Below are 13,660 nucleotides of genomic sequence, written 5' to 3'. Positions count from 1 at the left end.
GGCGGGGGCGACGACCGCGGGTGCGGGTTCGGCTGCAGCGGCCGGCGCAGCGCGCCGGTAGCCGGGCAGCATGCGCCGCAGGGTGTCGTCGTTCTGGAACAGGTGGTGATAGAACGCGGCGCCGGCATGGGCGAGCACCAGCGCCAGCAGCAGCCAGAAGCCGTTCTCGTGCAGCGATTCGGACAGTTCGGCCAGGCCGGGGTTGGTGGCGGCGATCTTGGGCAGGTTGAACAGGCCGAAGTACTGCAGCGGGTAGCCGGAGCTGGAATTGAACAGCCAGCCGGTGATCGGCATGGCGAACATCAGCAGGTACAGCGCCCAATGGGTGAGCGAGGCCACGCGTTCCTGCCAGTGCGGGGTGCCCGCCACCGCCTTGGGCGCGCCGGCGTAGAGGCGCCACAGCAGGCGCAGCACCACCAGGGTCAGCAGGGTCAGGCCCAGCGATTTGTGCAGGGCGTAGATTTTGATCTTCTGCGGACCGTTGGCCATGTCGGTCATGGTCAGGCCGATCACCGCGATGGCGGCGATCAGCAGCACGATGGCCCAGTGCAGCAACTGGCTGACAGCGCCCCAGCGCTCGGCGGTGTTCTTGATCGTCATGCGTGCGGTACCGGGACGGGTTCGTAGGGATCGGTGTCGGGCTTGGGCGCCGGTACGTTCGGCGCGGCCTCGGGTTCGGACGGGGGCGGCGCGGGCTCGTCGGCCTCGCCGGCGTTGCGGTCGCGCACGGCCTCGGCCTCGATGCGCAGCTCCACGCTGTCGCCGATCACCGATTTCCAGGCGTCGATGCCGAAGTCCGCGCGGCTCAGGGTGGCCGTGGCCGAGAAGCCGGCGGTGCGGCGGAACGGCGGCAGCGGGTGGCGCTTGAGCGCATTGAGGGTGACGTCCATGCACAGCGGGCGGCTGCGGCCGCGCAGGGTGAGCTGGCCGCAGACGCGGGCGCGATCGGCGGCGACGGGTTCGACGCGGTCGGAAACGAAGCGCGCCTCGGGATGGCGCTGGCCGTCGAGCAGGCCGGCGCCGAGCGCGGCCGCGTTCCACTTGGCATCGCCCAGGTCGAGCTTGGCCACGGGCACGCGCACGTCCAGGCGCGCGCTGCGCCAGTCCTCGCGGTCGAAGCTCAGCGTGCCGGTGCTGCCCGAGACCGTGCCCAGGGCCTTGGAAAAGCCCGCATGCGAGATCGCAAACATGACCCGCGTGTGCACCGGGTCCAGGGCGTAGTTCTCCGGCCCGGCCGCGCGCGCCGACGGCGCCAGCGCGCACAGCGCCAACGCAAGCAGCAGCGGACGGACGGACGGATACGGCACACGCGCTCCTTGGCAGCAGGCCCGGCCTGCATCGTCCGGGGATTCTATGCAGCGCACGATGAACCCGCAGGCGCGTGTCCGCAACGGTCCGTTGCGGCCCGCCGCGGAACGCCGGCGCGTCGGCCGCGGTCGCGGGCCTTGCCTCGCCGGGTCCGGATCGGGGAGCCTAGCGGCCGTATCGCCCGTCATCGGACCCCCAGGATGCCCAGGTCAGCGTTCGTGCATGGAAGCCAGGCGCCGCTGCGCTGGCTGTGGGCGACGCTGCTGTGGGCGCTGCTGCTGCCGGCGCGCGCGGCGCTGCCGGAGACGCCGCAGTTCCGCTACTACGGCGTGGCCGAGGGCGTGCCGTCCAGCACCGTGGCCGCGCTGGCGCAGGACAGCGAAGGCTATATCTGGATGGCCACCCACGACGGCCTGGCGCGCTACGACGGCGTCAGTTTCCGGGTGTGGCGTCACGTACCCGGCGATCCTGGTTCGCTGCCCAGCAACATGGTGCAGGCGCTGCATGTCGATGCGCGAGACCGTGTCTGGGTCGGGCTCAGCGGCGGCGGCCTGCACATGCTCGACCACGAGCGCCAGAGCTTCGTCCACTACGGCCGCCAGACCCATCCGCTGATCGGCAGCGACGAGATCTATGCGATCGCGTCCACCGCCGACGGCGCGGTCTGGTTCGGCACCGACGGCGCCGGCGTGCACCGGCTGGCGCCCGACGGAGACATCACCCGCTACATGCCCGGCGAGGCGCAGGGCCAGGGGCTGCCCGGCGAGTACATCTGGACGATGAAGACCGATGCGCGCGGCCGGCTGTGGGTGGGCACCACCACCGGCCTGGCCTACTGGGACGGGCAGCGCTTCCACACGGTCGATGTCGATGGGATCAGCGGCCGCTGGGTCACCGCGCTGTCGCCGGCGGCGGACGGATCGCTGTGGATCGGCGCCGGCCTGCGCGCATTCCGGCGCACGCCCGACGGCGCGATCGAGCCGCAGCCCTGGTTCGATCCGGCCGACAAGACCGGCGTCTACGGCGTGGTCGGCGACGGTCCCGGCAACTACTGGGTCGCCACCCACCGCGGCCTGCGCCGCGTGCTCGGCGGCAAGCTGGTGCCGCTGGCCAACGAGGCCGAGATCGCGCAGATCAACACCCTGGACCTGCTGCGCGATCACGAGGGCGGCTGGTGGTTCGCCACCGAGGAACGCGGCGTGGCCTATCTGGCGCCGAACTGGCGCCAGTTCACCGTGCTCAAGCCCGGCGCCGGCCATCCCGGCGCGCCGCGCGTGGCCTACATGCGCGACCTGGCCGCGGCCGCCGGCAACGGCGTGTGGATGGTGGGCGAGCGCGGCGTGATCGATCGCCTGGACCTGGGCGACGGACGCACGCGCCAGCACGCGGTGCCGGCGCTGGCCGACACGCCGCTGTACTCGGTGCTGCAAGCGCGCGACGGCGCGATGTGGTTCGGCAGCACCCTGGGTCTGACCCGGGTCGCGCCCGGCGGCGCGGTGCGCGGCTGGACCGCGACTTCGGCGCAGGATGCGACCTTCAGCGACATTCCCGATCAGCTGGTCGAAACGCCCGACGGCAACCTCTGGATCGCCTACATGCCGCCGGCGCTGCAGATGCGCGACCGCGACGGCCGCGTGCGCGTGTCAGTGCGGCCGGAAGAGAACCGCGGCATCGACACGCTCTATATCGAGCAGATCGAGGCCGGCCCCGACGGCGCGCTGTGGCTGGCCGGGCCTTCCGGGCTGGCGCGTTGGGACGCGGCGGCCTCGCGTTTCGAACCGCTGCCCGGCAGCCCGGTGGACCGCGTGTTCGGCTTCTCGGTGGTCGGCCGCGACCGCGTCTGGCTGCATCGCCTGGAAGCGCTGGAGCAATACGCCTGGGACGGCCGTTCGCTGCGCCTGCTCAAGCGCGTCAGCGGCGATGAAGGCCTGCCGGCGACCGAATCCGGCGGCGTCATGGCCTGGGGCGACAACGTCTGGCTGACCACGCGCCGCGGCCTGATCTGCTGGAACCAGCGGCGCGAGCGCCTGCGCATCTACGGCATGCGCGACGGCCTGCCCAGCCAGGAGTTCACCGAGCGCAATCCGCTGCTCACCGACAACGGCATCGCCGTGGCCAGCACCATGGACGGCGTGGTGCTGTTCGACGCCGGCCGCGCGCCCGATGAGGTCAAGGCGCCGCGGCTGGTGATCGAAACCCTGAGCTACCGCCGCGACGAGGACGAGTTCAAGCTCGACCCCGACCGCCCGGTGGTGCTGGGCCCGCAGGACCGCGACCTGCGCGTGTCCGCGCGCCTGCTGTCCTTCGTCGACCTGCAGACGCACCGCTACCGCTTCCGCCTGCACGGCTACGATCCGGACTGGGTGATCCAGTCGGGCAACGGCGAGCGCGTGTTCTCCAAGCTGGAACCGGGCAGCTATCGTTTGGAAGTGCAGGCGGCCAACGCCGACGGCATCTGGTCGGCCTCGCGCCAGTTCTCGCTGAGCGTGCAGCCGCCATGGTGGCGCACGCCGCCGGCGCTGGCGGCGCTGATCGGCCTGGCGATCCTGGGCGCGTGGTGGGCGGCCGAGCGTTACCGCCTGCGCCTGAAACGGCGACTGGAATGGCAGGCCGCCGAGCGCGAGCGCGAACTGACCAAGCAGGCTTCGCTGGCCAAGACCCGCTTCCTGGCCACGCTGGGTCACGAGGTGCGCACGCCGATGACCGGCGTGCTGGGCATGAGCGAACTGCTGCTGGACACCGCGCTGGACCCCAGGCAGCGCGGCTACACCGAGTCGATCCAGCGCGCGGGCAAACATCTGCTGCGCCTGGTCAACGACGCGCTGGACCTGGCCCGGATCGAGTCGGGCAAGCTGGAACTGGCCGACGAGGCCTTCGATCTGCATGTGCTGGTCGCCGATGCCAGCGAACTGATGGCGCCGCTGGCGCGCAAGCGCGGCCTGGCCTTCGAGTTGGAAGTGGCCGCCGACGCGCCGCGCGGCCTGCGCGGCGATCCGCACCGGGTGCGGCAGATCCTGCTCAACCTGCTCGGCAACGCGATCAAGTTCACCGAGCAGGGCCGGGTGTCGCTGCGGGTGTCGGCGTTGTCGCCGCAGGGCGCGCGTTTCGAAGTGGCCGACACCGGTCCGGGCCTGGACGAAGAGCAGAAGTCGCGCTTGTTCCGCCGTTTCGAACAGGCCGAGGGCGTGCGCACCGCCGCGCGCTACGGCGGCAGCGGCCTGGGCCTGGCGATCTGCCAGGAACTGGCAGCGGCGATGAACGGACAGATCGCGGTGGACAGCGCGCCGGGGCAGGGCGCGCGCTTCGTGTTCGACCTGCCGCTGCCGGCCGCGGCCGCCAGCGCCGGCGCGATCGCGCCCGACCGCGCCGGCGATTCGCCGCGCGCGCCGCTGGCCTTGTTGCTGGTGGAGGACGATCCCACCGTAGCCGAAGTGGTCGCCGGTTTGCTGCGCGCGCAGGGCCACCGCGTGACCCACGTGGGCAACGGCCTGGCCGCGCTGACCGAGATCGCCACGGCCGGCTTCGACGCCGCGCTGCTGGACCTGGACCTGCCCGGCATCAGCGGCCTGGACCTGGCGCGGCAGCTGCGCGCGCAGGGCTATGCGCGGCCGATGATCGCGATCACCGCGCGCGCCGACGCCGAGGCCGAACCGCAGGCGCTGGCGGCCGGGTTCGACCGCTTCCTGCGCAAACCGGTGACCGGCGCGATGCTGGCCGCCGAGCTCGAGGCCGCGCTGGCGGGCTGAACGGGTGCCGTTACCGTACCGGCGCAAGCGGACTGGCAGGCGGCCCGGAAGCGGCGCATGATCCAGGCCGTATCAGCAGTGGCGGCAGGCAGGGGGCGGCGATGACGGGGATCGGCAGCAAGGCGTGGTCGTGCGCGCTGGTGGCGCTGTGCGCGGCCGGCGCCGCCTACGCCGCCGACGGCGGCGATCGCGCGACCGCGCAGACCTCGGTGCCCACCGCCACCAGCGGCGCGGCCCAGGCGCAGCCCACCACCGTGCCGCTGCTGGGCGGCTTCCTGCGTGAAACGCGCGTGGTGTATCCGCTGCGCGTGGGCAAGTGGCAGGCCATGGACGAGCGCCGTTACGACCGCCAGGAATTCGGCGTGTCGGTGCGCTACACCTACGGCAGCCGCCGCGATCGCTGGATCGACGTGTACTTCTATCCCGCCGGCCTGCTGTCGCAGACCGAGTTCGAGCAGGCCGCACTGGAAGAGCGCGATGCGCTGCTGCAGATCGGGCGCCAGCCCGGCGGCTACGAATCCATGGACATGGGCGAGCTGCAGGCCTTCGCGTCCGCGCGCGGCCGCGGCGACGGTTCGAACGGCCGTTCGGTGGACCTGGCCTACACCCACCAGGGCGAGCGCAAGCATTCGGCCATGACCCTGCAGCTGGACCGCATGTACTTGATCAAGGGCCGTTACAGCGTGGCGGCCAAGTCGTCCTCGCGCGCGCAGGCGCGCTCGACGCTGGAGGATTTCGTCGGCGACCTGTCGCGCAAGCTGACCCTGGCCAGCACCGGCCGCTGCTGGGACCCGCTGCCGATCGAAACGCTGCAGGCCGGCACGCCCGCGCCGCAGGGCGCGTTGAGCACGCTGGCCAAGGACGGCGTGGACAGCGCCTACCTGATGAGCGACCGGGTGATCGCGCGCGAACCGCAATCGACCGAGGCGCAGGCTTTGCAGACGATCGGCATGGGCCTGGCGCAGCGCCTGCGTCCGGGCTGTCAGCGGCCGGAGGAGATCGAACAGAACGTGCCGCAGGACATGCGCGAAATCCGCTTGGAGTACACCGCGCCCAGCGATGCGCCGGCGGATCCGTCGCGGTTGTTGCGGTCCAGCAAGATCGATGTGGGGTGAGGCGGGCTGGAACGCGAGCCGCCCTATCCGGGCATGACGCTTAAGTCACTGGATCCCCGCGTTCGCGGGGATGACGAGCAACAGCGGTTGCGGCGAGTTGGGGCGGTTGCGTCGCGCAAACATCGGCAAGCGCGGTACTCCGATCCGTCATCCCCGCGAACGCGGGGATCCAGAGCTTCATCCAGGCATGACTCCGAGGTCTGCGGAATCCCAGCCGCGCGCACGCGACGAACCGCCGCGAATCAGCGCGCGCTCAACTCATGCACCGCCGCCACCATCGCCGCGACGTGGTCGGGGCTCATGTCCGGCGACAGGCCGTGGCCCAGGTTGAACACGTGGCCTTCGCGCGAGCCGCCGTTGCCGTCGCGGTACTCGTCCAGCGCGCGGCCCACTTCGCTGCGGATCGCCTGCGGCGTGGCGTACAGCGTGACCGGGTCCAGGTTGCCCTGCAGGGCGACGCGGCCGCCGACGCGGCGCGCGGCGTCGCCCAGGCCGATGGTCCAGTCCACGCCCACCGCCTCGGCGCCGCTGGCGGCCAGGTCTTCCAGGTAGGGATCGTTGCCCTTGCCGAACAGGATCAGCGGCGCGCGCTGCGCGCCGTCGCCGCGCGGCAGTTCGGCGGCGATGCGCTGCAGGTAGCGCAGCGAGAACTCGCGGTACATCGCCGGCGACAGCACGCCGCCCCAGGTGTCGAACACCTGCAGCGCCTGCGCGCCGGCCGCGTGCTGGGCCTGCAGATACGCGATCACCGCGTCGGTGACCACGCCCAGCAGCTTGTGCATCGCCGCCGGATCGTTGAGCGCCAGCGATTTGACCTTGGCGTAGTTGTCGCTGCCGCCGCCTTCGACCATGTAGCAGGCGATGGTCCAGGGGCTGCCGGAGAAGCCGATCAGCGGCACCGCGCCGTTGAGCTCGCGGCGGATGGTGCGCACCGCGTCCATCACGTAGCGCAGGTCGGTTTCCATGTCCGGCACGCCCAGGCGGTCGATATCGGCGGCGCTGCGGATCGGGCGCTCGAACTTGGGGCCTTCGCCGTCGGCGAAGTACAGGCCCAGGCCCATCGCGTCGGGCACGGTGAGGATGTCGGAGAACAGGATCGCCGCGTCCAGCGGGAAGCGGCGCAGCGGCTGCAGGGTGACCTCGCAGGCCAGTTCCGGGTTCTTGGCCAGGTTGAGGAAGCTGCCGGCCTGGGCGCGGGTGGCGCGGTACTCGGGCAGGTAGCGGCCGGCCTGGCGCATCAGCCACACCGGGGTGCGGTCGACCGGCTCGCGGCGCAGCGCGCGCAGGAAGCGGTCGTTGGCGGTCGGGGTGGCGTCGGCGGTCATACGGTGGCGTCCTCGGGCGCGTGGGGCGCCGGTGTGGGGGCGGCATTATCGCGGCGCGGCGCGGCCGGCGCGAGTCGCGCAGGGGGCCGCAGCGTTGCGCGGACGGGGCTAGGCGCGGGGCGCGCGCTCAGCGCGGGGCTTCGTTGCCCTGGGCGAACATCAGCTGGAAGCCGCGCTTGAGCTGCTGGTCGCGCGCCTGTTCCAGCGCGGCCAGGGCGCTGTCGTGGTCCAGGAACTGTTCGCGGCGCAGGGTGCTGCGCCCGCCGATCTGGCCGCTTTCGCGCACCAGGGTCCAGCCGCCCAGCAGGTCGGGCTGCAGCATCAGTTGCACGAAGCGCGGGGCTTCGCGGCCGTCGGGGCGTTGTTGTAGGAGCAGGCGCACGTCCGGATTGTAGCGGCAGCCGGGGCGCGGGGCTCAGGCGCCGCGGAACTCGCGCCGGTAGGCCGTGGGCGAGGTCTTGAGCTGCGCGGCGAAGCGCTGGCGCAGCGACACCGCCGAGCCGAAGCCGGTGTCGGCGGCGATCGCCTCGATCGGCCGGTCGGTGGTTTCCAGCAGCCGCTGGGCCCGCGCCAGGCGCTGGTTCAGCAGCCACTGCGCGACGGTGGTGCCGGTGGTCTGGCGGAAGCGGCGGGTGAAGCTGCGCCGGCTCATCAGCGCGCGCTCGGCCAGCGCGTCCAGGCTGTGCGGCCGGTCCAGGTGGGCCAGGGCCCAGCTCAGCACCCCGGACAGGCGCTGGTCCTGGGCCGAGTCCGGCACCGGCCGGTCGATGTACTGGGCCTGCCCGCCCTGGCGGTGCGGCGCCACCACCAGCCGGCGCGCGACCTTGGCCGCCAGTTCGGCGCCGCAGCGCCGGCGCAGCAGGTGCAGGCAGCAGTCGATGCCGGCGGCGGTGCCGGCCGAGGTGGTCAGCTCGCCGTCGTCCACGTACAGCACGTCCCACTGCAACTGCACGTTCGGGTAGCGCGCGGCGAAGTGCTCGCTCCAATGCCAGTGGGTGGTGGCGCGGCGGCCGTCGAGCAGGCCGGCCTCGGCCAGCACGTAGGCGCCCAGGCACAGGCCCACGATCGCCGCGCCGCGCGCATGCGCCGCGCGCAGCGCCTGCAGCAGGGCCTCCGGTGGGCGTTCGTCGCCGTCGCGCCAGGACGGCACGATGACCACGCCGGCCTCGTCCAGCCCCTCCAGCCCGTACGGCGCGTGGATGCTGAAACCGGCCTGGGTGCGCAGCGGCCCGGCTTCGGCCGCGCACACGCGCAACTCGAAGCGCGGCTGATCGCCGAAACCGCGGTCCTCGAACACGATGCAGGGCACCGACAGGTGGAAGGGGCTGATGCGGTCGAAGGCGACCACGGCGATGGTGTCGGGGTGCATGGCGGGGGCCGTTCGCGGGTGTGGCCCGATTCTATCGAATATTGGCAATCGGGCCACTGTCGGCGGCAGGGGCCGAAGCGGAGCATGAGCCCCGTTCCTCCACCCCCTCAGCCAGGAGTTCCGCCATGTCCCGCAAGCGCGCCTTGATCGTCGTCGACGTCCAGAACGAGTACTTCAGCGGCGGCCTGCTCATCGAGCACCCGCCGGTGAGCCAGACCCTGCCCAACATCGGCCGCGCCATGGACGCGGCGCGCGCCGCCGGGGTGCCGGTAGTGGTGGTGCAGAACACCGCGCCGGCGGACGCGCCGGTGTTCGTCAAAGGCACGCCGGGTTGGGAGCTGGAGCCCACCGTCGGCGCCCGCCCGCGCGAGCACTACATCGAAAAGAACCTGCCCAGCGTGTTCACCGGAACCGACCTCAAGGACTGGATCGCGCGCAACGGCATCGACACCCTGACCATCGTCGGCTACATGACCCACAACTGCGATGCGTCCACGGTGCTGGAAGCCGCGCACCTGCAGCTCAACGTCGAATTCCTGCACGACGCCAGCGGTTCGCTGTCGTACGAAAACAGCGCCGGCGCAGCCAGCGCCGAGGAGATCCACCGCGTGTTCTCGGTGGTGTTCCAGAGCCGCTTCGCGGCGGTGCTGGGCACGGACGAGTGGATCGCGGCGCTGGGCGAAGAGGCGGCGCCGTACTTAGACAATCCATATGCGTCGAATCAGCGGGCGCTGGCTCGGCGGCGCGCGGCGGCTTAAGCGCCTAAGAGAAAACCCCCCCCTTAGCCCCCTTTTTCAAAGGGAGGAATCCTTATGCAAGGTTCCGCTTGTCTTCCCCCTTTGAAAAAGGGGGATTGAGGGGGATTTGCTCTTGCTCACCCCTCCGCCAAAACCTCCAGCACCGCCGCATCCGCCACCCCCGGCACGATCCGCGCCAAACCCGCGCGATCCCACAGGATGAAGCGCAGCCCGCTCGCATCGGCCTTCTTGTCCAGCCGCATCCGCGCCAACAGCGCCTCGGGCGACAAGCCCGCCGGAATCGTGGTCGGCAAACCGAAACGCTCCAGCAATGTGCGCAGGCGCCGCGTATGCGCCTCGTCGGCCATGCCCAGCGCGGCCGACAGCCGTGCCGCCAGGACCATGCCCACCGCCACCGCTTCGCCGTGGTTGAGGCCGTCGCCGGTGGCGCCGGCGTAGCCCTGTTCGGTTTCGATCGCGTGGCCGAAGGTGTGGCCGAAGTTGAGCAGGGCGCGGTCGCCGCGTTCGTAGGGATCGCGCGCGACCACGTCGGCCTTGTACGCGCAACTGCGTGCGATCGCCTGCGCCAGCACCGCATCGTCGCCGGACAGCAGCGCATCGGCGTGCGCTTCCAGCCAGTCCAGGAAGGTCTCGTCGAAGATCGCGCCGTACTTCACCACCTCGGCCAGCCCCGCGCGCAACTCGCGCGGCGGCAGCGTGCACAGGGTGGCGGTGTCGGCGTAGACCGCGCGCGGCACGTGGAAGGCGCCGACCAGGTTCTTGCCGCTGGGCAGGTCCACCGCGGTCTTGCCGCCCACCGAGGAATCGACCATGGCCAGCAGCGTGGTCGGCAGCTGCACCACGTCGATGCCGCGCATCCAGCACGCGGCGGCGAAACCGGCCAGATCGCCGACCACGCCGCCGCCCAGCGCGAGCACGCTGGCGTCGCGGGTGGCGCCCAGCCGGGCCAGGGCATCCAGACATTCGCCGAAGCGGGCCAGGGTCTTTTCGTGTTCGCCCGGAGGCAGCACGTAACGCGCCAGCGCCAGTTCTGGGCGCGCGGCGCGCAGCGCCTGTTCCAGCGCGTCGGCGTACAGCGGCGCGACGTTGCCGTCGCTGACGATCAGGGCGTGGCGGCCGCGCAGCGAGGCGGCCAGGCGCGCGCCGTCGGCGAGCAGGCCGGGGCCGATGTCGATGGCATAGGGCGCGTCGCCGGAGACCTTGACGCGTTGCAGGGCGGAATGGGTGTCGCTCATGCGGGGGCTCCCAGCGTCGGCGCGGTGCGCTGCCAGCTGCGGTCGAGTTCGTCGGCCAGGTGTGCGGCGGCGTCGGCGGCGGTCATGCTGCCGGTGTCGAAGCGCAGGTCGGCGACCTGCGCGTACAGCGGCGCGCGTTGTTCGGACAGCTCGCGCAGCACCTGCTCGCGGTCGCCGCGCGCCAGCAAGGGGCGGGTACGGTCGCGGGCCAGGCGTTCGAGTTGCTGGTCCACGCTCACGTGCAGGTGCACCACGTAGCCGCGCTCGCGCAGCAGGGCGCGGTTGTCGGGGTCGAGCACCGCGCCGCCGCCGGTGGCCAGCAGCAGGCCTTCGCCGGCCAGCAACTCGGCCAGGGTCGCGCGTTCGCGCGCGCGGAAACCGGCCTCGCCCTCGCACTCGAAGATGGTGGCCACGCTGGTGCCGGTGCGCTGCTCGATCTCGCGGTCGGCATCGGCCAGGCGCAGGCCGTAGCGCTCGGCCAGGCGGCGGCCGATGCAGCTCTTGCCGGCGCCCATCGGCCCGACCAGGATCAGGTTGCTTGCGGGATTCATGCGCCGATTGTAGCTAGTCCGGGCCGCGGGCAGTCGCGCCGCTGCCGGCTGTTGCGCGTCCTTAACGCCAGCCCGCCTAGGCTCGGACTCCCCGGTGCGCAAGCCCGTGCGCCGGCCTCATGGGAGCAGGTCAATGGCGGTCGCCAAGATCATCGAACTCAATGCCTCGTCCAAGACCAGCATGGAGGACGCGGTCAAGTCCGGGCTGAAAAAGTGCGCCGAATCGGTGAAGAACATCAAGGGCGCCTGGGTCAACGAAATCAAGGTGGTGACCGACGACGACGGCACCGTCAACGAGTGGCGGGTGAACCTGCGCGTGACCTTCGTAGTGGAGTGACGCGCGGCGCGCTCAGTCGAGCACGCGGCGCTGCGCGTCCAGGCGCAGGCTGAGCTCGGCGATGGCCGGCAGCCGCGCCAGCGCCTGCCGGCTCACCCGTTCGAACAGGCGCACGAAGCGTTCGACCTGGGCCCGGTCCATGCCGCCGCGGCCGGGCGCGCGCGCCTGGGCCTGGCGTTCCTGCTGCCAACGCCAGTCCGGCACGGTGTCGAAGCCCGGCGGCTGCAGGAACAACAGCCGGTCCAGGCGCTGCCATAGCGTGGGGTAGCGCTCGGCCAGCGCCTGATTGCAGTAGCCGCGCCAGCGGCCGTCGCGGTCTTCTTCGCGCTCCAGCGCATTGACCGGCGCGGCCAGTTCGGCCGCGGTCTGCGCCGGCGTTTTCAGGAACCAGCCTTCGAACAGGGTCAGGTCGATGCCGCGCGCTTGCGGCCAGCGCGAGGGCGGCAGGCGGGTGTCGGCGAGTTTGTCGAAGCGCGGCAGCCGCGCGACGCCGTGCGTGCGCAAGGCATCCAGCGTGTCGCAGGCCAGCGCGACCTCGTGCGTGCCCGGCGGCCCGCGCGTGGCCAGCAGCGGATGCACCTGGCGGCCCAGGCGCAGGCGCTCGCGCCGGCCCAGATAGCAGTCGTCGATCGACAGCACCGCCACGCGCAGGCCGCGCGCAGCGCCTGCAGCGGCCACCTGCGCGGCCAGCGTGGACTTGCCGCTGCCCTGCAAGCCGGCGATGGCGTAGACGCGGCAGCCGTGCGCCAGCGCGTCGTCGAGCACGCGCTGCGCCAAGGCGGCGGGGTAGGCGCCGGCGGCGGGCGGATGCAGGCGGGGCGGCATCGGGCCACAATAGCGCAATGAACCCGCACCCCTTGCTCGCAGAAGCCATCGCCACCTTCGCCGACCTGTTCGAACAGGCGCGGCTGGCCGGCGAACCCGATCCCACCGCGATGACGGTGGCCACCGCCAGCCTGGACGCGCGGCCGTCGGCGCGCACCGTGTTGCTGAAGGCGCACGACGCGCGCGGTTTCGTGTTTTACACCCATCTGGACGGGCGCAAGGGCCGCGAACTGCAGGCCAATCCGCACGCGGCTCTGCTGTTCCATTGGCCGCGCGTGCGCAACGGCGTGCAGGTGCGGGTGGAAGGCTCGGTGGAGATCGTCGCCGAGGCCGAGGCCGATGCCTATTTCGCCAGCCGCGCACGGGTGAGCCAGCTCGGCGCCTGGGCCTCGCGGCAGTCGGAGACCCTGGAGTCGCGCGAGACTTTCGAGCAGCGTCTGGAACAGGCCGAGCAGCGCTTCGCCGGCCGCGACGTGCCGCGGCCCGAGCGCTGGACCGGCTTGCGCGTGCGTCCGGAAAAAATCGAATTCTGGTACGGCGCCGATTTCCGTCTGCACGAGCGCTGGCTGTACGAATGCGACCGCGCCGGCGACTGGTCCAAGCGGATGCTGTATCCGTGAGTCAGGGCTGGAGCGTGCGCGTGGCGTCGGCGGCGGACATCGCCGTCTGGGCGCAGCTGCGCAACGCGCTGTGGCCGGTGGACGAGGTCGCCGAGCACGAGGACGAAGCACGCGAGCAATTGGCCGCGCCGGGCCTGCACACCGTGTTGGCCTTCGCCGACGACGGCCGCGCCTGCGGCTTCGCCGAGGCCAGCCTGCGCCGCGATTACGTCAACGGCACCGAGAGTTCGCCGGTGGGTTTTCTGGAAGGCTGGTACGTGGCGCCGGAGTGGCGCGGCCGCGGCGTGGGCCGCGCGCTGATCGCGCAGGTCGAGCAGTGGACCCGGGCGCAAGGCTGCAGCGAACTGGCGTCCGATGCGCTGCTGGAAAACACCGGCAGCCACGATGCGCATACGGCTTGCGGCTTCGAGGAAACCGAACGCGTGGTGTATTTCCGCAAGGCGCTGCGCGAGGCCTAAGGCGCGGTGCATC

General features: G+C 71.8%; 13 protein-coding genes and 1 pseudogene. 6 read left to right on the top strand and 8 right to left on the bottom strand.

Annotated features, from left to right (window positions below):
• Window positions 1-63: 63 nt before the first annotated feature.
• Both DX914_RS10185 and DX914_RS10180 read right to left on the bottom strand, forming a co-directional pair.
• Window positions 64-600, bottom strand: a pseudogene (locus DX914_RS10185) (cytochrome b); the annotation flags it as partial.
• The gene (locus tag DX914_RS10180; protein WP_425480662.1) at window positions 597-1,307 is read right to left on the bottom strand and encodes a YceI family protein; all 711 of its coding nucleotides are present in this window, start codon (window positions 1,305-1,307) and stop codon (window positions 597-599) included. The gene DX914_RS10180 and the pseudogene DX914_RS10185, both read right to left, overlap by 4 nt.
• Before the next feature lie 201 nt (window positions 1,308-1,508).
• Here DX914_RS10180 and DX914_RS10175 point away from each other — a divergent pair, with 201 nt between their 5' ends.
• Complete coding sequence (locus tag DX914_RS10175) at window positions 1,509-5,054, top strand: hybrid sensor histidine kinase/response regulator (protein ID WP_147300646.1); 3,546 nt, start codon at window positions 1,509-1,511, stop codon at window positions 5,052-5,054.
• Window positions 5,055-5,155: 101 nt separating this feature from the next.
• Window positions 5,156-6,169: a hypothetical protein gene (locus tag DX914_RS10170; RefSeq protein WP_115858861.1), complete on the top strand. Its 1,014-nt coding sequence runs from the start codon at window positions 5,156-5,158 to the stop codon at window positions 6,167-6,169.
• Window positions 6,170-6,411: 242 nt separating this feature from the next.
• Here DX914_RS10170 and hemE read toward each other — a convergent pair whose 3' ends face one another.
• From hemE to DX914_RS10155, 3 genes are all read right to left on the bottom strand, one after another.
• Entirely contained in the window at window positions 6,412-7,494 is a 1,083-nt protein-coding gene (hemE, locus tag DX914_RS10165; protein WP_115858860.1) for a uroporphyrinogen decarboxylase, read from the bottom strand.
• Between the two features lie 127 nt (window positions 7,495-7,621).
• Window positions 7,622-7,876: a WGR domain-containing protein gene (locus DX914_RS10160; RefSeq protein ID WP_115858859.1), complete on the bottom strand. Its 255-nt coding sequence runs from the start codon at window positions 7,874-7,876 to the stop codon at window positions 7,622-7,624.
• Window positions 7,877-7,909: 33 nt separating this feature from the next.
• On the bottom strand, window positions 7,910-8,863 hold the full coding sequence (locus tag DX914_RS10155) for a helix-turn-helix domain-containing protein (protein WP_115858858.1): 954 nt from the start codon (window positions 8,861-8,863) through the stop codon (window positions 7,910-7,912).
• A 125-nt stretch (window positions 8,864-8,988) separates the two neighbouring features.
• Here DX914_RS10155 and DX914_RS10150 point away from each other — a divergent pair, with 125 nt between their 5' ends.
• On the top strand, window positions 8,989-9,621 hold the full coding sequence (locus tag DX914_RS10150; RefSeq protein WP_115858857.1) for a cysteine hydrolase family protein: 633 nt from the start codon (window positions 8,989-8,991) through the stop codon (window positions 9,619-9,621).
• 116 nt (window positions 9,622-9,737) lie between these two features.
• Here the strand turns inward: DX914_RS10150 and aroB are convergent, their stop codons facing one another.
• Window positions 9,738-10,856, bottom strand: a complete 1,119-nt coding sequence (gene aroB, locus DX914_RS10145) for a 3-dehydroquinate synthase (protein WP_115858856.1) — start codon at window positions 10,854-10,856, stop codon at window positions 9,738-9,740.
• Complete coding sequence (locus DX914_RS10140; RefSeq protein WP_115858855.1) at window positions 10,853-11,407, bottom strand: shikimate kinase; 555 nt, start codon at window positions 11,405-11,407, stop codon at window positions 10,853-10,855. The genes aroB and DX914_RS10140 overlap by 4 nt, the downstream gene beginning before the upstream one ends.
• 133 nt (window positions 11,408-11,540) lie before the next feature.
• Here DX914_RS10140 and DX914_RS10135 point away from each other — a divergent pair, with 133 nt between their 5' ends.
• Window positions 11,541-11,744 carry a dodecin family protein gene (locus tag DX914_RS10135; protein WP_115858854.1) on the top strand — a complete coding sequence of 68 codons (204 nt, stop codon included), beginning with the start codon at window positions 11,541-11,543 and terminating at the stop codon, window positions 11,742-11,744.
• Window positions 11,745-11,756: 12 nt separating this feature from the next.
• Here DX914_RS10135 and DX914_RS10130 read toward each other — a convergent pair whose 3' ends face one another.
• Window positions 11,757-12,569: a kinase gene (locus tag DX914_RS10130; RefSeq protein ID WP_115858853.1), complete on the bottom strand. Its 813-nt coding sequence runs from the start codon at window positions 12,567-12,569 to the stop codon at window positions 11,757-11,759.
• A 17-nt stretch (window positions 12,570-12,586) separates the two neighbouring features.
• Here DX914_RS10130 and pdxH point away from each other — a divergent pair, with 17 nt between their 5' ends.
• Together pdxH and aac(6') are read left to right on the top strand one after the other, a co-directional pair.
• Window positions 12,587-13,189 carry a pyridoxamine 5'-phosphate oxidase gene (gene pdxH / locus DX914_RS10125; RefSeq protein ID WP_115858852.1) on the top strand — a complete coding sequence of 201 codons (603 nt, stop codon included), beginning with the start codon at window positions 12,587-12,589 and terminating at the stop codon, window positions 13,187-13,189.
• A complete protein-coding gene (gene aac(6') / locus DX914_RS10120) occupies window positions 13,186-13,647 on the top strand; it encodes an aminoglycoside 6'-N-acetyltransferase (RefSeq protein ID WP_231118191.1) in 462 nt (153 codons plus the stop codon). Before pdxH ends, aac(6') begins: the two co-directional genes overlap by 4 nt.
• The last annotated feature ends 13 nt before the right edge of the window (window positions 13,648-13,660 follow it).

Origin of the sequence: Lysobacter silvisoli, from assembly GCF_003382365.1 — a bacterium.
In the GTDB taxonomy this organism is placed as follows: domain Bacteria; phylum Pseudomonadota; class Gammaproteobacteria; order Xanthomonadales; family Xanthomonadaceae; genus Lysobacter; species Lysobacter silvisoli.
The sequence above is the reverse complement of the archived record's forward strand: the minus strand, read 5'-3'. Positions and strand labels throughout refer to the sequence as shown.

Coding starts and splice junctions, on each gene's coding strand:
- DX914_RS10150 (WP_115858857.1), top strand. CDS start 8,989: ATGTCCCGCAAGCGCGCCTTGATCGTCGTCGACGTCCAGAACGAGTAC.
- DX914_RS10155 (WP_115858858.1), bottom strand. CDS start 8,863: ATGCACCCCGACACCATCGCCGTGGTCGCCTTCGACCGCATCAGCCCC.
- DX914_RS10130 (WP_115858853.1), bottom strand. CDS start 12,569: ATGCCGCCCCGCCTGCATCCGCCCGCCGCCGGCGCCTACCCCGCCGCC.
- DX914_RS10135 (WP_115858854.1), top strand. CDS start 11,541: ATGGCGGTCGCCAAGATCATCGAACTCAATGCCTCGTCCAAGACCAGC.
- DX914_RS10140 (WP_115858855.1), bottom strand. CDS start 11,407: ATGAATCCCGCAAGCAACCTGATCCTGGTCGGGCCGATGGGCGCCGGC.
- aroB (WP_115858856.1), bottom strand. CDS start 10,856: ATGAGCGACACCCATTCCGCCCTGCAACGCGTCAAGGTCTCCGGCGAC.
- pdxH (WP_115858852.1), top strand. CDS start 12,587: ATGAACCCGCACCCCTTGCTCGCAGAAGCCATCGCCACCTTCGCCGAC.
- hemE (WP_115858860.1), bottom strand. CDS start 7,494: ATGACCGCCGACGCCACCCCGACCGCCAACGACCGCTTCCTGCGCGCG.
- DX914_RS10175 (WP_147300646.1), top strand. CDS start 1,509: ATGCCCAGGTCAGCGTTCGTGCATGGAAGCCAGGCGCCGCTGCGCTGG.
- DX914_RS10170 (WP_115858861.1), top strand. CDS start 5,156: ATGACGGGGATCGGCAGCAAGGCGTGGTCGTGCGCGCTGGTGGCGCTG.